The 21,435-nt window shown below is 55.6% G+C and carries 20 protein-coding genes; 16 read left to right on the top strand and 4 right to left on the bottom strand.

The window, feature by feature from the left end:
* The first annotated feature begins 45 nt into the window (after positions 1–45).
* Positions 46–405, top strand: coding sequence for a hypothetical protein (locus OSC10802_RS0132335; protein WP_017720912.1), 360 nt, complete (start codon positions 46–48; stop codon positions 403–405).
* Between the two features lie 55 nt (positions 406–460).
* Here OSC10802_RS0132335 and OSC10802_RS0132330 read toward each other — a convergent pair whose 3' ends face one another.
* Complete coding sequence (locus OSC10802_RS0132330; protein WP_017720911.1) at positions 461–763, bottom strand: hypothetical protein; 303 nt, start codon at positions 761–763, stop codon at positions 461–463.
* A 335-nt stretch (positions 764–1,098) separates the two neighbouring features.
* On the opposite strand from OSC10802_RS0132330, the gene OSC10802_RS0132320 reads away from it, so the two are divergent.
* From OSC10802_RS0132320 to OSC10802_RS0132305, 3 genes are all read left to right on the top strand, one after another.
* Positions 1,099–2,592 carry an aminotransferase class I/II-fold pyridoxal phosphate-dependent enzyme gene (locus tag OSC10802_RS0132320; RefSeq protein WP_017720910.1) on the top strand — a complete coding sequence of 498 codons (1,494 nt, stop codon included), beginning with the start codon at positions 1,099–1,101 and terminating at the stop codon, positions 2,590–2,592.
* Positions 2,593–2,870: 278 nt separating this feature from the next.
* On the top strand, positions 2,871–3,464 hold the full coding sequence (gene cbiT, locus OSC10802_RS0132315; protein ID WP_017720909.1) for a precorrin-6Y C5,15-methyltransferase subunit CbiT: 594 nt from the start codon (positions 2,871–2,873) through the stop codon (positions 3,462–3,464).
* A gap of 319 nt (positions 3,465–3,783) precedes the next feature.
* Positions 3,784–4,653, top strand: a complete 870-nt coding sequence (locus tag OSC10802_RS0132305; protein ID WP_017720907.1) for a phosphatidate cytidylyltransferase — start codon at positions 3,784–3,786, stop codon at positions 4,651–4,653.
* Between the two features lie 414 nt (positions 4,654–5,067).
* Here OSC10802_RS0132305 and OSC10802_RS0132300 read toward each other — a convergent pair whose 3' ends face one another.
* Entirely contained in the window at positions 5,068–5,895 is an 828-nt protein-coding gene (locus OSC10802_RS0132300) for an LmeA family phospholipid-binding protein (protein WP_017720906.1), read from the bottom strand.
* 364 nt (positions 5,896–6,259) lie between these two features.
* On the opposite strand from OSC10802_RS0132300, the gene OSC10802_RS0132295 reads away from it, so the two are divergent.
* Positions 6,260–7,051, top strand: a complete 792-nt coding sequence (locus OSC10802_RS0132295; RefSeq protein WP_017720905.1) for a pseudouridine synthase — start codon at positions 6,260–6,262, stop codon at positions 7,049–7,051.
* Positions 7,048–7,854: a helix-turn-helix domain-containing protein gene (locus OSC10802_RS0132290; RefSeq protein WP_017720904.1), complete on the top strand. Its 807-nt coding sequence runs from the start codon at positions 7,048–7,050 to the stop codon at positions 7,852–7,854. Before OSC10802_RS0132295 ends, OSC10802_RS0132290 begins: the two co-directional genes overlap by 4 nt.
* A gap of 209 nt (positions 7,855–8,063) precedes the next feature.
* Here the strand turns inward: OSC10802_RS0132290 and malQ are convergent, their stop codons facing one another.
* Complete coding sequence (malQ, locus tag OSC10802_RS0132285) at positions 8,064–9,566, bottom strand: 4-alpha-glucanotransferase (RefSeq protein WP_026099005.1); 1,503 nt, start codon at positions 9,564–9,566, stop codon at positions 8,064–8,066.
* Between the two features lie 690 nt (positions 9,567–10,256).
* Complete coding sequence (locus OSC10802_RS0132280; protein WP_369797140.1) at positions 10,257–10,667, bottom strand: 4-alpha-glucanotransferase; 411 nt, start codon at positions 10,665–10,667, stop codon at positions 10,257–10,259.
* 374 nt (positions 10,668–11,041) lie between these two features.
* Here OSC10802_RS0132280 and OSC10802_RS0132275 point away from each other — a divergent pair, with 374 nt between their 5' ends.
* The 10 genes from OSC10802_RS0132275 to OSC10802_RS56230 all read left to right on the top strand — a co-directional run bounded on the left by OSC10802_RS0132275 (position 11,042) and on the right by OSC10802_RS56230 (position 21,228).
* Entirely contained in the window at positions 11,042–11,470 is a 429-nt protein-coding gene (locus OSC10802_RS0132275) for an NUDIX domain-containing protein (RefSeq protein WP_017720901.1), read from the top strand.
* Between the two features lie 346 nt (positions 11,471–11,816).
* The gene (locus tag OSC10802_RS42850; RefSeq protein WP_198525337.1) at positions 11,817–12,308 is read left to right on the top strand and encodes an ankyrin repeat domain-containing protein; all 492 of its coding nucleotides are present in this window, start codon (positions 11,817–11,819) and stop codon (positions 12,306–12,308) included.
* Positions 12,309–12,392: 84 nt separating this feature from the next.
* Positions 12,393–14,534 (top strand): trypsin-like peptidase domain-containing protein, encoded by a 2,142-nt coding sequence (locus OSC10802_RS45070; RefSeq protein WP_017720898.1) that lies wholly within the window; start codon positions 12,393–12,395, stop codon positions 14,532–14,534.
* 169 nt (positions 14,535–14,703) lie between these two features.
* Positions 14,704–14,991 carry a hypothetical protein gene (locus OSC10802_RS0132255; protein ID WP_026099004.1) on the top strand — a complete coding sequence of 96 codons (288 nt, stop codon included), beginning with the start codon at positions 14,704–14,706 and terminating at the stop codon, positions 14,989–14,991.
* 13 nt (positions 14,992–15,004) lie between these two features.
* On the top strand, positions 15,005–15,355 hold the full coding sequence (locus OSC10802_RS0132250) for a hypothetical protein (RefSeq protein ID WP_017720897.1): 351 nt from the start codon (positions 15,005–15,007) through the stop codon (positions 15,353–15,355).
* A gap of 84 nt (positions 15,356–15,439) precedes the next feature.
* Entirely contained in the window at positions 15,440–16,801 is a 1,362-nt protein-coding gene (locus OSC10802_RS0132245; RefSeq protein ID WP_017720896.1) for a protein kinase domain-containing protein, read from the top strand.
* A gap of 264 nt (positions 16,802–17,065) precedes the next feature.
* On the top strand, positions 17,066–18,037 hold the full coding sequence (locus OSC10802_RS0132240; protein WP_017720895.1) for a phosphate/phosphite/phosphonate ABC transporter substrate-binding protein: 972 nt from the start codon (positions 17,066–17,068) through the stop codon (positions 18,035–18,037).
* 10 nt (positions 18,038–18,047) lie between these two features.
* Positions 18,048–18,770, top strand: a complete 723-nt coding sequence (locus tag OSC10802_RS0132235) for a phosphonate ABC transporter ATP-binding protein (RefSeq protein WP_017720894.1) — start codon at positions 18,048–18,050, stop codon at positions 18,768–18,770.
* A 69-nt stretch (positions 18,771–18,839) separates the two neighbouring features.
* Positions 18,840–19,631, top strand: coding sequence for a phosphonate ABC transporter, permease protein PhnE (gene phnE, locus OSC10802_RS0132230; protein WP_198525336.1), 792 nt, complete (start codon positions 18,840–18,842; stop codon positions 19,629–19,631).
* Between the two features lie 433 nt (positions 19,632–20,064).
* A complete protein-coding gene (locus OSC10802_RS56230; RefSeq protein WP_369797139.1) occupies positions 20,065–21,228 on the top strand; it encodes a Rid family detoxifying hydrolase in 1,164 nt (387 codons plus the stop codon).
* Positions 21,229–21,435: the final 207 nt, after the last annotated feature.

Genomic DNA, 21,435 nt, shown 5'->3' with positions numbered 1-21,435 from the left:
TTGACCACGACTGAAAAATCTATTAACTTCAGGAAATTTCTGCCCATGGCTCACAAATCGTTCCGCAACGTCACCCTCGCTGCCACCCTGGCCCTGCCACTGGTAACGCTGGCCGGCAGCGCCCTGGCTCAAGACATCATAAAAATCTCTGTCATCAACAACAGCGGCAAGAACATGACCGCACTGTACATGTCCCCGCCCGACAAGCAAACGTGGGGCAAGAACGAACTAGAAGGCACTCGCGTGGCTGACCGCGAGAAGGTGGACTTCGAGTGGGACCCAGCTGACTACGGGGGTTCTGAAGCCGGCTGCGTCTTTGACGTCCGGGCCGAATACGAAGATGGCAAGTCCACTGACTTGTACAAGATAGACGTTTGCAAGGAGACTGCCCTCAACTTTAACTAATCCTCACCGGCTCGCTCAAAACGCCGCAGCACAGGCGTTCCACCTGTGCCCCGCTTTATACCGGCCCGGGAATGGTTTGCGGTATTGGACCGGGCACCGGCTGGGGAATGGGCCCGGGCACCGGCTCGGGCACCGGTCCCGGCACCGGCTCGGGCACCGGTCCCGGTATGGGCTGCGGAATCGGTCCCGGCACCGGCTCGGGCACTGGCCCGGGTGCCGGTGGGGGTTGAGGCAGTGGCGGCAGAACCGGCTCCGGATTGGGAATCTCTGGCTGGGGATCGATACTGGCATTAATCATAAATTGCTGCTGAAATAACTCCATGCTTTCAAAGTAGTTAGAAACCAGCAGAAATGACATCTATCTAAATAGCTAGATTCTGTGCCGCTTTAGGTTAAAACAAGGCAACTTTCCCTCTGGGGGAAGGCCGGCACCCCCAGAGGCGGTGGGTTTCATCGAAATATGCCGGCAAAAATCAAGGGAAAATAGCCCGCATGAAAGCCGGTTTGATGCCACTTCCAATCAAATATATGAGGTTGATTTGATGGGGTGTGATGAGTTATCAAATAAACCGCCAAGACGCCAAGATCGCCAAGAAAAGAAAAGAGAGAGAGGTGTCACAAATTATTGAGAAGTGCTGTAAAATGAGAGATTGACAGCTACGGACGCCAACAGTCAAATCCCTACTGCGCCGATTGGAAACTGATAAATTGCCCCCGCAAGACCAAACCAGAGCGCCCTTACTGGAAGCCCTGCAAGAACTCGCCCACCGGCAGCACGCCCCCTTCTACGCCCCCGGGCACAAGCGGGGGCGGGGAATTCCCCAGCCGCTAGCTGACCTACTCGGGAAAACAGTGTTTGAAGCCGACTTGCCGGAACTCCCAGAACTGGATAACTTGTTCGCCCCAGAGGGCGCGATCCGAGAAGCGCAGCAACTGGCAGCTCAGGCGTTTGGCGCAGCACAAACTTGGTTTCTTGTCAATGGTTCTACGGGTGGAATTATTGCCTCAATTTTGGCGACCTGCGCTGCCGGCGACAAAATCATCCTGCCCCGGAATGTCCACCGCTCAGCGATTTCCGGTCTGGTTCTCTCGGGTGCGGTGCCGGTGTTCGTCAGTCCCGAATACGACCCAGCTTGGGATTTGGCTAACAGCATCACGCCGGCAGGAGTGGCGGAAGCCCTCGACCGGCATCCGGACGCCAAGGCGGTGATGGTGGTTTACCCCACCTATCACGGGGTTTGCGGCGATGTGGCGGCTATTGCTGAACTGGCGCACCGGCACGGCATCCCTTTGCTGGCGGACGAAGCTCACGGGCCGCATTTTGCCTTTCATCCCGACTTGCCGTCTCCGGCGCTGGCTGCCGGTGCGGATTTAACCGTGCAGTCGGCCCACAAGGTCCTCTCGGCCATGACTCAGGCATCGATGCTGCATGTCCGGGGAGACCGAATCGACCGGCAGCGCGTCAGTAAAGCTTTGCAGCTTGTGCAATCCACAAGTCCGAGCTATTTATTGCTGGCGTCCTTGGATGCGGCGCGGCAGCAAATGGCCACACAGGGGGAGCAACTGCTGGCGCAGGCGCTGGAGCTGGCGGAGGGAGCCAGAAGCCGGCTGGCCCAGATTCCGGGACTGTCGGTTTTACAGCCCCCATCCCCCGAGGCGGTGACGCCCGGTTTCGCCGCCCTCGACCGGACGCGCCTGACCGTGAGCGCTGCCGGTTTGGGGCTCAGCGGGTATGAAGCGGATGAAATCCTGCACGGGCAGCTGGGCGTGACCGCTGAATTGCCTTGCCTGCGGCAGCTGACATTTATCGTCAGTGCCGGCAACACGCCGGCAGATATTGAGCAATTGGTGCGGGGTTTTACCACACTAGCGGAGAAAGAGAAAAGGCTTGAGGCGGGACTGTCCTGTGCCGGTGTGCCGGTGCTGCCGTGTTCCCCCGCGGCTCCTGCCCTCACCCCCCGTGAAGCCTTCTTTGCCGAGACAGAAACGCTCCAGAGCGAGCGGGCGTGCCACAGGATCAGTGCCGAGATAGTCTGTCCCTACCCGCCCGGGGTGCCGGTGCTGGTGCCCGGTGAAATCATTACAACAGCGGCCCTCGACTACCTGCAGCGGGTGCTAAGCTCAGGTGGGACAGTCACAGGGTGTGGCGACCCCAGCTTGCAAACGTTAAAGGTTGTGCGAAAGTGAGGGGAGTAGGGGCGGGTTCACTTACAATATCTCTACGAAGTTCAGATGTTGGTAAACCCGCCCCTACTGCAGCGCCAAGAGCGCCACTGATGAAAACTATGCGCCCCTACGAGGCCAGCCGATTGGGCTCGTAGGGGCGGGTTCACCTAAAATATCTCTACGAAGTTCAGATGTTGGTGAGCCCGCCCCTACAAACGGTCAGCTGCCAGCAGGCAAGTGGCTCGCGGAGCTAACAATTCAAAATTAATTATTAAGAATTTACAGGGTGAAAACTTTTTATGCTATGGCCTTACGTTACCCCGGGTATCCCGGATGAGCTGTTCGAGCGGCTGCCCGGGATTCCCCTGAGCAAGCGCGAAGTGCGGCTGCAGATCGTCTCCCAGCTGCGGCTGATGCCAGACTCCGTGCTGTGGGACATTGGAGCCGGCACCGGCACGATTCCCGTGGAGAGTGGGTTGCTGTGTCCCCAAGGACGGATTGTCGCCGTGGAGCGGGATGAGGAAGTGGTCAGCCTGATCCGCCGCAACTGCGAGCGTTTCGGCGTCAGCAATGTAGAGGTGATTTTTGGCAGCGCCCCAGAATGTCTCAAAGACCTGCCGGAAAGACCCCTGCGGGTTTGCATTGAGGGAGGACGCCCCATCAAAGCCATCCTCCAGGAAGTCTGGCAGTACCTGCTGCCCAAAGGCCGGATTGTGGCCACAGCGAGCAATCTGGAGAGTCTCTACGCGATTTCAGAAAGCTTTGCCGAACTGCAAGTGCGCAATATTGAGGTGGTGCAGTCCGCTGTGAACCGGCTCGAGACGCGGGGCAACCATCAAGTTTTTGCCGCAGTCAATCCGATTTTTATCCTCAGCGGCGAGAAGTTAGATTGAGCCTCAAACGGGCCGGGGGCGGGGGAGAAATGGCTAAGCAGCGCCGGCGCAACGCCTGAGCTTCTCGGGGGCATCGAAACAGCGCCGAACTGCCCCACTGTTCCCCAAAATATGCCAAATTGGATTGGTTAACCCCAGGTTAACCCCCTCGCCCAATCGGTTGCTCCGGGCCAGAAAAGAAATTCTCATATCCAGTCCGGCTGATTAATTGCAATTAAAAGCCGGGCGAGGGGGATTCGCTTTTGCGTGATGCCCAATGTCCAATGCCCAATAAGCCTTAATGATTAATGAGTTCCTCTATTAAAGAGAAAATCGTCCTATGCCTTGGTCTCGAATCCTGAGCGGAATTGTCGCGATCGCCCTCGCTCTGGGGATGACTGTACTTGGGGGTTGGTACTTCACCCTCTGTTTTGGCATTATTGTCTATCTCGGCCAGCTGGAATACTTTGAGCTGGTGCGAGCCACAGGAATTGCGCCGGCAGGTAAAACGACCCTGGCCGTCAGCCAAGCCTTACTGGTGATTTCTACCATGTCAAGCGATCTAGCTGACGCCGTACTGCCGGTGGCCGGAACATTTATATGTTTCTACCTGCTGTTTCAGCCTAAATTAGCCACGATAGCCGATATTTCAGCGTCAATTTTGGGGCTATTTTATGGCGGTTATTTGCCCAGTTACTGGGTGCGGTTGCGAGCTACAGGCAGTGAAGTGTCCAGCAACCTGCCGATGGGCGGTTACTGGCCAGAAGCCGGGACCGATATCAAGGCGCTGCCAGAGGGACTAACTGTCACACTGCTGGCATTCATCTGCATCTGGGCCGCTGATATTGGGGCCTACACTTTCGGTAAGTTTTTCGGTCGGACTCGCCTTTCCGACATCAGCCCCAAAAAGACTGTTGAGGGAGCCGTGTTTGGAGTCGCCGGCAGCGTGGCGTGTGCGGCGGCAGGCGCTTGGTATCTCGACTGGCCCAGCTGGCCGGCAACCGGCATCGCTTTGGGCCTGCTGATCGGCATCGCCAGCTTGCTCGGCGACTTAACTGAGTCGATGATGAAGCGGGATGCCGGTGTCAAGGATTCTGGGCAGCTGATTCCAGGTCACGGCGGCATCTTAGACCGCGCCGACAGCTACGTTTTTACCGCTCCCCTAGTCTATTACTTCGTCACTCTCCTGTTACCTTTGCTGTCGGGCTAAAGGGCTTGTCAAGACATCTCAGAAACCGAGTTTCTTGAGGCTTGACCTCGGACAAATTGGTCAATACCCGCGATAGAAACTCGGTTTATTCACCGCGATTTTAATACAATACCGGCACGCTATAAAAGCAGCGGCAGCCCGGGTAAATGCTGCCGCAGAGGGCACTCTAGCGCGTCTAAATCCTTTGGATAATTCCTGCTGGGGCAGTTCCCCCGTGGCACTGGGGCCTTCCTCTTGGCGTTCTTGGCGTCTACCCTACGGGAAGTCGCTGACGCGCCTATGGCGGTTCCTGATTAACTTTAAATTATTTAAGTGCATATCATCCCAAGAAAACCGGTTTATATTTTAGCATAAAACCGGTTTCTTAAGTTGATTTTTTCATGCCAGACCGGCGCTGTAAAGTGCCCTTCACCCTTAACCCGGAAGCACGGTGATGCTGCCGCGACAAACCAGCTGGCTTTGGCGGAGGGTTAATTCCTGGATATCAACTTCTGGCCCTAAATCCAGTGTGAAGTCATCGGGCTGGGGAGCGGGCGATCCGGGCGGGGTCTGGAAATGGGGGCGGACAAACTGCAGCTCGCGGTTTGCGCCCGACAAGCCGGTGCCGAAGACAAAAGGCAGCTCAGTGCCGGTGGCAGACAGCAAAATGCCGCTGAGAGCCAGCTGGCCTGAATCAATGCGAATCTCAGGGTTTTGCAAAGTAATGGGAAGGGAAGCCATCTTGGCAAAGGCAGATGCCGGGGGCAGATTTTTGCACAAAAATTCGGTGAGAGCTATAGAGAGTAACGGCGCTGACACAGAAGCGTTGAGGTCGGCTTCTCGCAGCAGCAATTCCCCGGCAACCGGCAAAGGGGAGAGCAGGCGGAGGGGTTTGCCTTTGAGAACCTGACCGATATTGATGCGAATGCCGGTGGCGGTGAGTAGAAGTTGGCTCAGGTGCAGTCCTTGATAGACAGCACCCTTAGCGGAAAGGGAGACTGAGGGGATCTCACCTTGCAGGATCTGGCGATCTCCGCCCTGAATTTTCACCTGTAAGTCTTCGACGCGCTCAACTTGCGATAGCAGCCACAGCCGCACCGCCGGTGAGAGCACCTTACTGATCAGGCGGCTTTGCCGAGCCGGCTCGGCTGGTGAGGCCGCTTTGGCAGCGGCGGCGGCAGAGCGCTGCTCCTGCGGAGCCCCCACGGAACGGGCCTGTTGGCGGTCGGGATGGGACGGCGGGGAATCACCCTCGAAAAGCATGTTCAATTTTCCTAAAAAATCAGCAAGGAGGCAATATTAAGTCACAAAATAGTAAATATACCGCAAGCATTCAGTCTCCAACCGTCGAGCCCGAGCCTGAAGGGGTCAAAAGTCAGGGGTCCGCCGAACAATAACTGACAGCCTGCCGTTGCGCCCCCAACTTGATATCGGGGAGAAAGTCGGGGGGTGAGGGCCAGAGGCGACAGCTGACAGTCTGACCTTCAGCCGGTCGAGGAACATGTATAAAACAGTGAGATCCGAGGCTATCATCCTTCTTCTTGTAATATTTGTACATAATCGGGGCTGCTCTGAGGCCCCGATTCAGCCTAAACCTTATTGATTCGGAGCTGAAGCTAACACGAGCATGGAGGAAAGACTGCAAAAAATCCTCTCTCAGTGGGGCATTGCCTCGCGCCGTCAAGCCGAGGAAATGATCCTGGACGGACGGGTGCGACTGAATGGCAGAGTGGTGCAGTTGGGGGAAAAAGCAAATCCAGAGCGGGATCTGATTGAAGTTGATGGCGCACCCCTGAGGGCTGCTCGCCCGCAGCCGGTGTATCTGTTGCTGAACAAACCGGCAGGGGTGGTGTCCACTTGCAGCGATCCCGCAGGGCGCAAGACCGTGCTGGATCTGCTGCCCGGGCCACTCCGCAGCGGTCAGGGCGTTCACCCGATTGGACGCTTAGATGCGGAATCCACAGGCGCATTGCTGCTAACCAACGATGGGGAGCTGACGTTTGGCCTGACGCACCCCCGTCACGGCATTCCCAAAACCTATGAAGTGCTGGTGCGGGGGGCTCCGACGGCTGAGGCAATGCAAGCTTGGCGCAATGGGGTCATGCTCGACGGCAGGAAAACACTGCCTGCTTCTGTCCGCGCTATCAAGCAGTATCCGGACTCCCAGACGCTTTTGCAAGTAATTCTCGTAGAGGGCAGAAATCGACAGATTCGACGTGTCGCAGAGCAGTTAGGATATCCAGTGGTTAACCTGCACCGCACGGCGATTGGCCCCATTCAACTGCAACCGCCCGGAGAACCGCTGTTGCCCAGCGGTCGAATCCGCCCCCTCAAAGACTTTGAGCTGAGGTTCTTACAAGCCCAACTCGATCTCACATCAGTAAATCTGCCAGCCGACATTGAGGACCGCACTTTATGAATATTGTCAAGAGGCGTAAGAAAAAAAATATACGCAATTTTGAGCAAGAACGCGCAGAAAAACTGTCAGAGCTGGGGGCTCGCCTGCACCGGGTGCGCCTGGAGTTGAATTTGTCCCTAGAAGAAGTTTCGATGAGGACAATGATCGGGGTCAGGCACCTGCAGGCGATTGAGGAGGGCCAGCTGGAACACCTGCCGGAGCCGATCTACATTCGGGGCTTTATTCGCCGCTTTGCCAACGCCCTGGGGCTGAACGGGGTCGATCTGGCAAGTGATTTTCCGGTCGAATCGAATCTGCGATTGCTCAACTATCCCTGGATAAATTGGCCATCGGCGCAATTGCGACCGATTCATCTCTATCTCCTGTACATTGTGCTAATTATGTGTTCTGTCCAAGGTCTGTCGCAGATGCTCGACCGCTCGGCAATCCAGGCGAGCCGGCCCGACATCGAGCCGGCACCGCCGGCCAAGCCGGTCGGGCAAAAGGAGCGGCGACCGGCTCCCAGTCTGGCTAAGTTAACCGCTAAAGAATCTCCGACTCCGAACACCACAGCTGGAGCAGTGCGGATTGGCCTGACCTTAAAGGCAGAGTCTTGGATCGAGGTTGTGGCAGACGGGAAAACCCAGTTTGAGGGCGTTCTCCCAGAGGGCACCAAGCGCACTTGGGAGGCCAAGCAGGAACTGGTGGTGCGCGCCGGCAATGCCGGTGGCGTGCTCGTGGCTGTTAATGACGGACAGGCCAAGCAAATGGGAGCGCCCGGAGCGGTGGAAGAGGTGACCGTTAAAGCCAACCCTGAATCTTGAATCAGTGCCCAGTGGCTTCAGAGTCCCACCGCAGTTGCTTTGAGAGCGGGCGAAAGGCGGGGGCGGGGAAAGTGAGCAATCTTGGCGCTTGTGAGAAATATCTCCAGTCAGCCCGCCCCTGCTTGCAACCAACCCCTGCCACAGATATCTCCGGTGAACCGGCCCCTACTTTTGAACGCCACCGGCTGTCAGCTCGTCGCTTTCAGCTGTCAAGTGGCGCGGCCAAAGGTTTCCGTCATGCTTTTCAAACGGTGGCGCACGTCGCCGGTCAGAGCGCCATACCCGTATCGCCAGCCCCAGTTTCCCTCGGCAAGTCCGGGAGTGTTCATCCGCGCTTCGCTCCCCAGCCCTAAAATATCCTGCAGGGGGATAATCGCCAGATTCGCCACAGAAGAAAGGGCCAGCCGGATTAAATCCCAGTGTATGCCATCCGGACTGACGTGCCCCAAATAGGCCATCACTCCCTGCCGTTCGTGTTCGGCCAGCATGCTGAACCAGCCGGCTGTGGTGTCGTTGTCGTGGGTGCCGGTGTAAACCAGACAGTTGCGCTCGTAATAATTAAACGGCAAATAGGGATTGTCGCTGCCAGAGCCAAAGGCAAAGTGCAAAATCTTCATCCCCGGAAACTCGAACTTATCTCGCAGCGCCTCCACCTCTGGGGTAATGACGCCCAAATCCTCCGCCAGCACCGGCAGCTTGCCCAGCTTTTTATTGAGCGTCTCAAAGAAAGCCTCTCCCGGTGCCTTCACCCACTTACCCTTAATGGCAGTGGTTTCGCCCTGACGGACAGACCAGAACGCCTCGAACCCCCGGAAGTGGTCGATGCGAATGATGTCTACATAATTGAGCATCGACTGGAAGCGCTGCACCCACCAGTCGAAATCGGTTTTTTGCAGCTGCCGCCACAGATAGACGGGGTTGCCCCACAGCTGGCCGGTGGCGCTGAAGTAATCCGGCGGAACTCCCGCTATCCCCGCCGGCTCGCCAGTCTTTTTGTCCAGGCAAAAGATTTCCGGATGCGCCCAGACATCGGCGCTGTCGTGCGCCACATAGATAGGAATATCGCCGACGATCTCGATGCCCCGCTCATTGGCGTAGCGCTTCAGGGCTGACCACTGGCGGAAGAACTGAAACTGCAAGAATTTCTGGAAAAAAATCTCACCGGGCATCCGCCGCAGGCATTCCGCCAGGGCGGCGGGCTGGCGCTGCGCCAGTTCCGGCTCCCACTGGTGCCAGCTGGCTCCTTCTTTGGCCTCTTTGATGGCCATGAAGACGGCGTAGTCATCCAGCCAGTACGCCTGGGCGTCACAAAACACCTTAAATTCCTCTTGCTGCTCTTCCGACGCCTTGGCTGTAAAGTTCTGGCTGATTTTCAGCAGCAGGGGGATTTTCACTTTGGCCACCAGATCGAAATCCACTCTGCCGGCGGGAAATTCTGGCACCCCGCCAAAGTCTTCATGGCTGAGGAACCCCTCGTCCCGCAGCCACTCCAGGTTGATCAGCAGCGGATTGCCTGCCATTGCTGAGTAGCACATGTAAGGGGAATTGCCAAAGCCGGTGGGCCCGAGGGGCAAAACCTGCCACAGCCGCTGGCGCGTCTCTACCAAAAAATCAATAAAGTGATAGGCTTGCTCTCCTAAGTCGCCAATACCAAACCGGCTGGGAAAGGATGTTGGGTGGAGCAATATACCGCTGGATCTGGGAAAGGGCATGATCGGATCTGGGAAATAAAAACTAAACAGTTGCAGCTCAACTAGGGGAGCCGCTGGCACACAGCGACTGCCCGAGCGTATGCTGCTAAATGCCCTGACTTTATCACGGAACGCCCGCCGGCACATCGAATTGAGCCTGTATTGTAACAATTCTTACTTATATTTCAGGTAACTTTGTATGTATATTTACATTCGGAAATGCTTTGTTGGGGTGGGTTTCGCCCGAAGTCTTGGCCCCCGCAATCTATTCACAAACCCGCCCTCACCCCGACGGGTGCCTGTTCTCTAGCGGCTCTCAGTTGGATGAAATAGGCCCCTGAAACCCGGTTTCTTAAAGAAACTGGGTTTCTCAGTACCTCACTAATATGTGAGACGCCATATATTAAATTTTTATAAAATTTTCGGGACGGAATTCTGATAGAAATACTGCCAGAAAAATTGCCCAACCCCTCGCCAATTTCTCGCCCAACGGGGCGGAGCGATAGAAAGACCCTCCTAGACTCCGGGGAATTGCTTGCCATTTAGCATTCTCCCTTCTCCCTTTCCTCCTTAGCGTCTTGTCGTCTTGGCGTCTTGGCGGTTTAAAACAAAGAAAATTAATCTATCGGAATTCCGAACAAGCAAACAGGGCGGCAGCCCGAAACGGCGAGCGGAACGGTCAAGATTGGCGACCGCAGGTTCGCGTCAGAGTCAGCAGGCGGTGGCCGATGTCTGGCGTCTTGGCGTCTGGGCGGTATCGCACAAGCCCATCTTTACGGCAGTGACTCGCTCAAAATCCACCTCGCCGGCAGGAAACTCCGGCGCACCGGCCAAGTCTTCCTTGGAGAGCAAGCCTTTCTGGCCCAACTCTTCCGGGCTGATCAGCAGCGGGTTTCCAGCCATTGCGGAATAGCACATGTAGGGGGAATTGCCGTAGGCGGTTGGCCCCAAAGGCAGGTCTTGCCACAGGTTCTGGCCGCTTTCTGCCAAAAAATCTATAAAGCCATAGGCTTGTGGCCCTAAGTCGCCAGTCCCAAAGCGGCTGGGCAAGGAGGTGGGGTGGAGCAAAATCCCGCTGGCTCTGTGAAGCATATCCGTGCTGATTCCTGAGTCCTGAGCCATCTTATACTGGAACTGGGCGGCAAACACTCTGCCCCTAGCTGTATTTTTCCTTTTCAGATGACTTGCGGCTGATTGGTGTCGCTGTTTACTGACCGGCTTTTTGCATAACCCTCTATAATATCATGTCTGTTCTATTGAGCGCAATTAGAAGCGTGGGAAAGGAAACAGTATGCAGTTCCAATGCGATGATGCCCCATGTTAGGGGTTAGGGATTAGGGGTTAGGGGTTAGGGGTTGAGAGAAAAGTTGATAATTAACTTCATGCCCAATGCCCCATGCCCAATGCCCCATGCCCAATGCCCCATGCCCCATGCCCAATGCCCCATGCCCCATGCCCAATTCACTAAGCTGTAAAATCTAGCCTCTAAAATCGATATGGCTTATAGAAACCCAGTTCCGACTGTAGATATAATTATCGAGCTGATTGACCGGCAAGACCGGCCTATTGTGCTGATTGAGCGCCGCAATCCGCCCTACGGGTGGGCGATTCCGGGGGGGTTTGTGGACTATGGCGAGCCGGTGGAGGCGGCGGCGCGGCGAGAAGCTCTAGAGGAGACGGGGCTGCCGGTGGAGCTGGTGGAGCAATTCTATGTCTATTCTGACCCGAATCGCGACCCGCGCCAGCACACGCTGAGTGTGGTGTTTATCGCCACGGCGACGGGGGAGCCTGTGGCGGCGGATGACGCTAAAACTCTAGGGATTTTTGAGTCTTGGCGGGTGCCGGCTAATTTATGCTTTGACCACGATAAGATTTTGCGCGATTACTGGCACTACCGGCACTACGGGTTGCGCCCCAGGCTGTGAGCGCTCGCCGGTGCCGGCGACCGGCACTTTAGATAAGTGTGCAGCCGTAATTCATAAAAGTTTATTTGCGGTAGCGCATCCAAAAGTCAGGAAAGGAAAGCGGTAGCCGCAAATACTTATTATGTTTTGTTCAAGAATCCGGCTAATGACTCATATAAAATGCCGGTGGGGGGAGGGGAGTGATATAGCAGTATGCACTTAGGTTAGTACATGGGCATCAGGCATGCATGGCATCACGCATGCAGGCAAAAGCTGGTAGGGGCGGGTTTACTAACATCTGGTAAAACCCAGAGACATCTTGGGTGAACCCGCCCCTACTTACCCCATGCGCATGAGCCCCATGCGCATGAGCCCCATACGCCATATCATTAATGTCCGCGCCCAATATGACTGCTGCCATATGTCTCTCCTCCGGTGCGCTTTGGGCAGAAAAGATATCGAGCTGGCGCAGCTGCTGATTGCTGCCGGTGCTAATGTTGAGGACAGGATCAGCAACAGCTTTTTTCCCCCAGAAAACAGCAACAGACTGGGTGAAACCCTCTGGCACCACGCTGTGTGGGATCGCGACATTGAGGGGGTGGAGTTGCTGATCTCCAAGGGGGCAGATATCAATGCTAAGTTTGACTGGAGAATCCGGTGTCCCAAGTGCGAAAAAAACGAGATAACGCCGCTGCACTTGGCAGTGGAGAGACGCGATCGGGTAATGGTCTGGGTGCTGGTTGCCAAGGGGTCAGATGTCAGCGCGAGGGACAGCAACGGCGACACCCCGCTGCGCTTAGCGGAAAAAAAGGGCTATACAGAAATCGCTCAACGGTTGCGGCGCGGCGCGACAAAGTGAGCTTGGCTGTGTTAAGCTAAAGGGGAAAAAATTTAATGTCCGGGGAGTGACCGGAGATTATATGATTCAGGAGGAGTGCGTTTCGTGAATTTTTCTTATCAGCTCTCGGCGGCGTTAATTGGTGCGGCGATAGTGCTGGCGCAAACCCAAAGTGCTGTGCCGCAAACTGTGGGTGAGAAAGCCATCGCAGCGATGGCGAAAAGTGTCACCGTGGCGCTCAACGGTCAGAACCCGGGTTCGGGCGCAATCGTGGGCAAAGACGGCAACACTTACAGCGTGATAACCGCCAAGCATGTGGTGGCGACGCCGGATGAATATGAGATTGTGACTTCGGACGGAACCAAACATATCCTGCACTACCGCACGGTGAAAAAATTGCCGGGGATTGACTTGGCGGTTGTGGAGTTTACCAGCGAGAAAAATTATCCCGTCGCGGCGATGGGGAGTTCGGAGGCGGCGACAGAGGGGGCGAGCATTTATATTGCCGGTTGGCCCCATCCGGGACAAGCCATTACTCAGCGCATCTTTCAGTTCACATCGGGAAAGGTATCGGGGCGAACGCTGGGTGCGGGAGAAGAGGGGTACGAACTGGTGTACACGAATACCACTCAGTCTGGCATGAGTGGCGGGCCGGTGTTTGACGAGAAAGGTCGCTTAATTGGCATTCACGGACGCGCTGAGGGGGAAGTTATCTTTAATCCGGATACGGGAAATTCAGTGGCGATAAAATCTGGCTTCAATTTAGGCATCCCGATTGAGGTACTGTACAAACAATCCGACGTAACTCTCTTGCCCAAGAATCCCTCGCTGGCTGAAATACTGGCTGACTGGGCTGTATCTTCTCACAAACAAAAGGAAATTAGCCAAGCTCTGACATATTATGAAAAGTTGCTGTTTGTTAGCCCCAACAGTGTCTTTGCTAATATGAATATAGGGTTGATAGAATACGAGAGGGGAAATGCAGAAAAAGCAATCCAGCGCTGGCAGAGAGCAGCTGAAATTGCTCCAAAGGGAGGAGAAGCTAAATTGGCCCTTGGAGTGGCACTCTATGCCAGTGGGGAACAGGAGCGAGGATTAAAACTGTCTGCGGAAGCTCTCCAATTAGAGAGTAGTTCTTTTATTGATGAGAAGAATCTCCGCCGGAATCTTTGGGGCTCTCGTTTAATCGAGGCAGCAAAAGCAGTGGCGCAGAACTTTTCGCCGCTCAAAAATTTTGAGATTGCTGAGTTTCCGTGGCAGCACTGGGCAATCAGCCCTCAAGGGACTGTTTTGGCTACTTTACAGGCAGAGGGCAGCAATGGCAAACCTCTTGACGGTATTCCCCTCATCGATTTAGTCTCTGGGCAAGAAATCCGCCGCTTGTCCAAACCGCCACAGACGGTTAAATATAAGAGAGATGAAGGGATAATTCATGACAGCGTGAGGCCCAATCTGGCCATTAGCTCTGATGGGAAAATGCTGGCCGGTGTTTTTAGTACGAACAGCGGAGGTGGACAGGACGAGGAAAATATAAATCTACTAAAAGTGTGGGATTTAGCGTCAGGGAAAGACATTCATGCCATACCGTTTTCTTTAGACAGCGCTGATTCTCTCGCGTTCAGCCCGGATAGCAAAATTCTGGCGATAGGGGGGGAGAAGGCTATCCAAATCTGGGATGTAGCCTCTGGGCGAGAAATCCGCAAACTGACTGGACTGCCGGCAAACACTACCACTAAATCCCTAGCGTTTACTCGAAACAGTCAGAGATTGGTCAGTTGCCACGAAAACGGCACTCTCAAAGTCTGGAATCCCAGCACCGGCACTGAACTGAAGGGGTTTAGCGAGCTTGCCGGTGCAAAGTGCAATATCTCTATCAATGCAAAGGGCTTTGATATCAGCCCAGATGACAGGACAGTTGCCGTTGCCATTTCTCCTCAAAAAGAAGATGGGGATTATATTCAGCTTTTAGACCTGAGTAGCGGGGGAGAAATCCGGCGGCTCACTTGGCGGAATAAGCAAGATAAAGCCCGCTGTCTTACTTTCAGTCCGGACGGCAAAAATTTGGCGGCGGTTATTGACAATGACTACCTGTTGGTGTGGGATGTAAGCAGTGGGCGCGAGCGGCAATTTTTTCTGGCTAACGCCCGGGGCAAAGACTGTAAAACCCTGGTTTTTCAACCTGACGGGAAAACCCTGACTGGCATTTATGAAAGTCACGGGCTAGTTTGGCAGATTTCAAATCGCTGAAGTAACGGAAAACGTCATGAATAGCTCACCAAAACCCTTGGAAAAGTCGGGTGGGGTGGGGCGGGTTTATTAAGATTATCAGCTGTGCCCGAAAGATATCGGGTGAACCCGCCCCTACTGGGTAGTGGGGGGTTAATCCAACCTACATCATATTAGATATTAGACGTTTATGAGCAGTTCTTCAAACTCTTCGGACTCTGGAACTCAAAGTAGCAGCCAGCGCCCTCGCTATCAAAAAAATCGAGAACTGGGGAACAATCGCGCCGGCGGGAGAGTCTCCCACCTCGCCACGGACACCCAAACAGGACAGCCGGTGGTTATCAAGCAGTTTCAGTTCGCCCAGTCAGGCGCAGACTGGAGCGGATTCAAAGCTTACGAGCGGGAAATTAAAGCGATCTCCTCGCTGAATCCCCCGGCATTCCCCGCTATCTCGATTCTTTTGAAACGTACAGTCTAACAGCACGGCAAGGGTGCCAGAAGTTCAGCAGATCCAACTGAGCAAAGTTCCGCCTGCTCCCCTTACTGGAAACAATAGCCCACACCGGCTGTTGGATTTTTTCAAGGGGTTGATATCCCCTGAACCCCCAAACAGCTGGCAGCAGATATATAATCCTACTGAGGAGGGGGTGACGCTAGCCCTCACCCGGCGCGGCACCCCCACTTGGACAGAGGAGGATTTTCAACAGCTGCTCGTCACCCTGGGGTGCGCCGGCTACGGCTGGCTGATTCCTGTTGGCGTGTGCCGGCAGTTGGAAGAGATGAGACAGAAGAAACAGCTCGCGCAATCGCGCCCTCGCAGGAAAGGGCGGGGAAAACAGTAAACGCAGGTGCGTTCCCCCAGGGGGAACGCACCCTGCTGTGGGGGATGTTTTAAAGAAGTTTGCGCAATTATTTAGAAGACCCAGATGCCAGCTAAAATCACGCTCACTGTCACGGAAGGAAGCCTGAAAGGGCAGATATTTGAATTCAGCGACCGCACCACCTGCATTATCGGTCGCGCCGGCGACTGCTATGTGCGGCTTCCAAATGACGAAACGCATGGCAGCATCTCTCGCTATCACTGCAGGCTCGACATCAACCCCCCCCAGGTTCGCGTGCGCGATTTCGGCAGCAAAAATGGCACTTACGTCAACGGCAAAAAAATAGGGCAGCGCCAAAGCGACCAAACCGCGAAACAAGCCGTTATGATGGAATTTCCTGAATATGAACTAAAGGATGGCGACGAAATAAGGCTGAGCAAAACTGTGTTTCGAGTCAGCATTGAAACCGGCACGGCGGCGCAAGAAACGGAAACTCTGGAAACAGTGCGAGCCGGTGGCAATCTTCGGGAACAGACAGAAACTTTGGTCAGCAGGGGCGCGGCAGTTCTGCCAAGCAAAACAAAGGACTCGAATCTCCCGGAGATTGCCGGCCACACGACTTTGAAACTGCTGGGGACGGGGGGATGCGGCGCTGTTTACCTGGCTCGCCACAACGGCACAGGGGAGAAAGTGGCGCTCAAAGTCATGCTTCCGGAGCGAACAAACAGCCGGCGGCAGATAGATTGGTTCCTGCGGGAAGTGGAGAACACCAAAGCCTTAAAGCATCCCAATGTTGTGCGGCTGCTGGATTCGGGTTACTGGGACGGCACTTTTTTCTGCTTGCTGGAATATTGCGACGGCGGCACTTTGCTAGATTTAATGCGGGCTAGGGGTGGGCGAGTGCCGGTGGGTGAAGCGGTGCCGATTTTGCTGCAAGTGCTGGAAGGTTTGGAATACGCCCACAGCGCCGAGATTCCCAACGTCAGGCAAGCGGATGGCAGTTTTGTCAGGGGGCGGGGTTTGGTGCACCGGGATCTCAAGCCGGCGAATATTTTCCTCGCTTTTGCCGGCAATAGCCGCACGGCCAAAATTGGCGACTACGGGTTAGCAAAGGCGTTTGATTCAGCCGGTTTGAGCGGTCAAACGGTCAGCGGCACCACGGCGGGCACACCGGCATTCATGCCGCGACAGCAGGTAATTAATTTCAAGTATGCCAAACCGGAGGTGGATGTTTGGGCGGCGGCGGCGACTCTGTACTACACCCTCACCGGCACACCCCCCCGCGACTTCACAGGCAAAGATCGCTGGCTGGTGGTGCTGCAAACCGACCCCGTGCCGGTGCGCCAGCGCGACGCCTCCATTCCCCAACCCCTGGCGGATGTGATTGACTTCGCCCTGGCTGACAGGCCAGAAATCCGCTTTAAAAGCGCTGCCGAATTCAAGCAGGCCCTCGAAAGGGTGCTGTGATACCCACTTCCGGTTAATTACCTTTAATTAATTTATGTCGCACCTCAGCCTCTACCGCATTTTCTGCTTCTCCCCCTCTTTTTTTATTTAAGTTAATCAAACGGATATGCTCTCACCTCATCGCTTGGCAAGTGGCCACGGCTTGCCAATGACTTAAGCCTGTAAGTGTTGCGATACTTTCTCAAAAAGCTGTATGCTTATCAAGACTGTATTGCAACTGCCCGATCGGGAAGGCAATTGGCCCAAGTAAAGGAGTGAGCGAACGTGAACAAACAGATTTTCTGGGGTGCCGGTGCCGGCTTTCTGCTGCTGGCCGGTTTGGCCCTTAGCGCCAGCGAGGGGACGCAACCCGCCAGCGCCCACCACCACCCCGCCCACCAGGTGCAAGCCCCGATAGCCCAAAACTCCCTCACCCGTCTGGTGATGGTGTTTCCCTCTCGCCGGGATTCCACCGACTTGCAAAACAAAGCCACTGCTGTGGCCAAGTTCCTCTCCAAGGAACTGGGAATGCCGGTGGAAGCGATCGTTTCCGACGAAACAGCCGCCGTGGAAGCCTTAAGAGCCAACCGCGCCGATGTGGCTTTCTTGAGCAGCCGGCCCGCCCTGAAAGCAGAGCAATTAGCCGGAGCGAAGCTGGCTCTCGCCGAAGTGCGCTCCGACTATTCCGGCGGGCACACCTATAACTCCGTGCTGGTGGTGCGCAAAGACAGCCCCCTGCGCCCCCAAGGTTCGCAAAAGCAAACCCTGCAACAGCTGAAAGGCAAAAGAATGGCCTTTGCCTCTCGCACCTCTGGCTCCGGATTCATCATCCCCACCGGCCAGTTTGTGGGCCAAGGCTTAGTGGATGGCCCCGACCGCTTAGAGAATTTCTTTGGCCAAGTTACCTACGGCGATGGCTACAGCAGCGCCCTGCAAGCCGTGCTGCGCAAGCAAGCGGATGTCGCCGCTGTCTCGGAATACGCCCTCACCCCCCCCTGGATTACCGCCGAGGAAGCCAAACAGCTGCGGGTTCTCCAGGAATTCCCCGGGGTGCCGGCGCACGGGATATCTATTGATGACGACGTGCCGGCGGCAATGCGCGAAAAGATTGTCAGCGCGCTGCTGAAACTGAACCAGCCGGCGAACAATTCCATGCTGCGGGCTCTGTACAACTCCACCGAGCTGGTGAAAGTTGACCACAACAGCCACTTAGCGCCCATGCGCCAGGCGCTGCAACGTGCCAAAATTGACCCCTAATCGGTGAGAAATGCCTGCAATTGAGTGTGAGAACCTGGAAACGCCCTACGCAGCGTCGCTGAACCGTCCCATCCTCAGTGGGATTGACTGCGCGATCGCCCAGGGCGAGTTTGTGGCGCTGCTGGGACTGAATGGGGCCGGCAAGTCCACCCTGCTGCGATCGCTGGTGGGGCTGGTTCCGGTGCGGCGGGGGGAGATCCGGATTAATGGCGTGCCGGTGACTCCCCGCACCCTGGGGCGGATTCGCCGCGATGCCGGCTTGATATTTCAGGGAGGGGGGCTGGTGCGCCAGCTTTCCGCCCTGGACAATGTGCTGTGCGGGCGTTTGGGGGCGCTCTCCGCCTGGGAGACGCTCTGGGGCTTTGGGGAGGAAGACCGGCGGCGGGCGCTGGAGTTGCTCGCTGAGTTGGGGTTGAAAGACCTCGCTCAGCAAAAAACCGGCTCCCTCAGCGGCGGACAGCAGCAGCGGGTGGCGATCGCACGGGCGCTGATGCGATCGCCTCAAATCCTTTTGGCCGATGAGCCCACCGCTGGGCTGGATGTGATGGGGATTAAGCAGGTGATGGAGATTTTCGCTCAGCTGCACCGGCAGGGGATGACGGTTGTGCTGGTGTTGCATGACTTGGCGCTCGCAGCCGCTTATGCGGAGCGAGCGATTGTCCTCGATGCCGGTCGGGTGGTTCATGATGGCCGGTGCGAGAATTTGTCGGAGCGATTTGCGCAGTTGATTTGAACCGCCATAGACGCAGAGGACGCCAAGGACGCCAAGGGAGTTTAGCGGAGGGATTTAGGCGGAGTTTTTATGATGAAGGATTTGGTGAGTTTTTGGAGGCAGAATGTTTGGGTGAGGCGGCTGGCGGTGGCTGCCGGGGTTTTCCTGGTGTATGGTTGGGCGTTGAAGGGGCTGGGGATTGACCTGGAAATGCTCAAGACGAGCTGGCCATACATGGTTGATTTTCTGTCGCGGCTGTGGCCACCGAATCTGGAAATCGTGGATGTGGCGGTGAAGGCGCTGATTGAGACGATTCAGATGTCGCTGTGGGGAACGACGATTGGGGCGGCGATTTCTCTGCCGGTGGCTGTGTGCAGCGCCCACAATCTGGCACCTCGCTGGCTGCGAGCGGTGGCCAATTTTGTGCAGAATGCAGTGCGCTCGGTGCCGTCGATTGTGCTGGGGCTGTTTTTTGTGGCGGCGACCGGCTTGGGTGCGCCGGCGGGCACGCTAGCGGTGGGAATCTATACGGTGGGCTATCTTGCGAAGTTCTATCAAGAGGCTATTGAGGCAGTTGACCCGCGCTCGATTGAGTCTTTGCAGGTGGCTGGGGCGTCTTGGGTGCAAATTGCCCAGTACGGAATTTTGCCGCAAGTGCTGCCTTTGGGGCTGGGGTACACATTATATATGTTTGAGTACAACATTCGCGCGGCGTCGGTGCTGGGCGTGGTGGGTGCCGGTGGGATTGGCTTTGAGCTGGTGAGCTATTTCAAGAGTTTTGAGTACACCAAGGGAACCACGATGATGCTGGTGCTGCTGGTGGTGGTGACGGCGATTGATGCGATCAGCAGCAAGTTGCGCCGCCGGTTAGAGGCGATGTAGTTTCGCTGGAGGGAAAAAGAACCCCACCCCCTAACCCCTGCCCCTTATCCCCAGAGGGGGCCCCCCCTTCCCCGCTCGCGGGGAGGGGGAACTGGGAGTTTAAAGTTTTTGGGACAGGCGAGACGCCTGTCCTACGCCATTTCGGGGAACCGCCTTGAAAAGGTTTGTAGACTCGTAGGGTGCGTTCCCTCTTAGGGAACGCACCCTACCTCGGGCGAAACATGGAAAATTGGCATGACTGGGGATTTGTGTATAAACCGAAGCCGCCTGCGGGGAGGCTTTTGGGACAGGCGGGACGCAATTCCTACGCCACCGGCGGGGGGTGGGGTGCCTGGTTTTTGCCGGTGCGCCGGCGACTCCCGCTTAGAGGGAGCGCGAGGATTGCCGGTGTACCCCTGGGCAGTACACTGATAAAAAGGTGATTTTGAGGCGGATGATGGACGCGAAGGAGCTTCTAGCAAAGTACGCAGAGGGACAGCGGAACTTTCAATCTGGCAATCTCAGAGGGATAGACCTCAAAGGTGCAGACCTCAGTGGGATAGACCTAACGAGTGCAGATTTGACCGGAGCGGACTTGAGTGAGACAAACCTAACCAAGGCGGCAATGTCCTCGGCAAAGCTCAGTAGGGCAGAGCTGACAGGTGCAAATTTGAGTGGGGTAAATTTGAGAAGTGCAAACTTGAGTAATGCCAGCCTGGACAAGGCAAATCTGGGTGGGGCAGACCTGCAGAGTGCCAACCTAAGTAAAGCCTCCTTGGATAAAACAGACTTAAGTAAAGCCAATCTGAGCAGTGCATATCTAACAGGCGCTTCTTTGACAGAAGCCAACTTAACTGAGGCTGTTCTGACTAAGATGGACTTCCAAGATGCAAATCTGCAGGGCGCTAGACTCCCTTTAGCCAATCTGTCTGGATATGATTTCTCAGGCATAAATTTGGCTGATGCGGATCTGACTGGAGCAAACCTCAGCGGGATAAAACTCAAAAAAGCTTGTTTGCGAGGAGCGAGTCTAGCGGGAGCAGATATAAACGGGGCCGATTTGACGAATGCCAACCTGGATGGAGCAAACCTGAGAAAGGCAGACTTGACCGGCGCAAACATCTATGGGGCAAGCCTGAACGATACAGACCTGAGTGGTGCGATAATGCCCGATGGAGAGCGCAACAAGCAAGCCGACTCTCCGAAAACCTCAGGAAAAGTGACATCAATGACACGCAAAATCATCCGTAGCGAACAAGCACCGGCACCCGTGGGGCCATACAGCCAAGCCATCGCAGCCACCGGCACCATGATTTTCCTCGCCGGCCAGATTCCCCTCGACCCGAGAATCAACGAGATTGTCCACACCGGCGATGTGGCCAAGCAAACCGAGCAAGTCATGGCAAATATCGAAGCCGTGCTCGCCGCTGCCGGTGCCTCTTTCAAGAATGTCGTCAAAACTACCGTATTTTTGGCGGACATGAACGATTTTGCTGCCATGAATTCGGTTTATGCGCGATATTTTGAGGCGGGGAATGCGCCGGCTCGCTCTACAGTACAGGTGTCCCGCCTGCCGAAAGACGCGCTGGTAGAGATTGAGTGCGTGGCGGTGATTTGAAAAGCCGGTAAGGTGGGCAAATTAGCCGGCGATTGGAAAGTTCCCCGGCGATTGGAAATCGCGGCTATACAACCAAAACCCGCCTGCGCGGGTTTTATAAGCTGTTAGGCTTTTAACCTGCTTTTTCGTTGAAAGGAGGCAGAGCCTCCAAATTGCGTTCCCAGGCAGAGCCTGGGAACGAGAGAACTGCTATACATGCCAGAAACC

This window comes from Kamptonema formosum PCC 10802, from assembly GCF_000332335.1.
Taxonomy (GTDB): domain Bacteria; phylum Cyanobacteriota; class Cyanobacteriia; order Cyanobacteriales; family Oscillatoriaceae; genus Oscillatoria.
Note: the sequence above shows the minus strand (reverse complement) of the source record. Positions and strands in the feature narration are given on the sequence as shown.

Excerpts from the sequence above, each read along its gene's own strand:
- OSC10802_RS0132235 (WP_017720894.1), top strand. The coding sequence starts at position 18,048 with ATGCCTGCAATTGAGTGTGAGAACCTGGAAACGCCCTACGCAGCGTCG.
- OSC10802_RS0132255 (WP_026099004.1), top strand. The coding sequence starts at position 14,704 with ATGAGCAGTTCTTCAAACTCTTCGGACTCTGGAACTCAAAGTAGCAGC.
- OSC10802_RS0132300 (WP_017720906.1), bottom strand. The coding sequence starts at position 5,895 with ATGCTTTTCGAGGGTGATTCCCCGCCGTCCCATCCCGACCGCCAACAG.
- OSC10802_RS42850 (WP_198525337.1), top strand. The coding sequence starts at position 11,817 with ATGAGCCCCATACGCCATATCATTAATGTCCGCGCCCAATATGACTGC.
- OSC10802_RS0132275 (WP_017720901.1), top strand. The coding sequence starts at position 11,042 with ATGGCTTATAGAAACCCAGTTCCGACTGTAGATATAATTATCGAGCTG.
- OSC10802_RS56230 (WP_369797139.1), top strand. The coding sequence starts at position 20,065 with ATGATGGACGCGAAGGAGCTTCTAGCAAAGTACGCAGAGGGACAGCGG.
- phnE (WP_198525336.1), top strand. The coding sequence starts at position 18,840 with ATGATGAAGGATTTGGTGAGTTTTTGGAGGCAGAATGTTTGGGTGAGG.
- OSC10802_RS0132305 (WP_017720907.1), top strand. The coding sequence starts at position 3,784 with ATGCCTTGGTCTCGAATCCTGAGCGGAATTGTCGCGATCGCCCTCGCT.
- OSC10802_RS0132330 (WP_017720911.1), bottom strand. The coding sequence starts at position 763 with ATGTCATTTCTGCTGGTTTCTAACTACTTTGAAAGCATGGAGTTATTT.
- OSC10802_RS0132295 (WP_017720905.1), top strand. The coding sequence starts at position 6,260 with ATGGAGGAAAGACTGCAAAAAATCCTCTCTCAGTGGGGCATTGCCTCG.
- cbiT (WP_017720909.1), top strand. The coding sequence starts at position 2,871 with ATGCTATGGCCTTACGTTACCCCGGGTATCCCGGATGAGCTGTTCGAG.
- malQ (WP_026099005.1), bottom strand. The coding sequence starts at position 9,566 with ATGCCCTTTCCCAGATCCAGCGGTATATTGCTCCACCCAACATCCTTT.
- OSC10802_RS0132290 (WP_017720904.1), top strand. The coding sequence starts at position 7,048 with ATGAATATTGTCAAGAGGCGTAAGAAAAAAAATATACGCAATTTTGAG.
- OSC10802_RS0132335 (WP_017720912.1), top strand. The coding sequence starts at position 46 with ATGGCTCACAAATCGTTCCGCAACGTCACCCTCGCTGCCACCCTGGCC.
- OSC10802_RS0132245 (WP_017720896.1), top strand. The coding sequence starts at position 15,440 with ATGCCAGCTAAAATCACGCTCACTGTCACGGAAGGAAGCCTGAAAGGG.
- OSC10802_RS0132280 (WP_369797140.1), bottom strand. The coding sequence starts at position 10,667 with ATGGCTCAGGACTCAGGAATCAGCACGGATATGCTTCACAGAGCCAGC.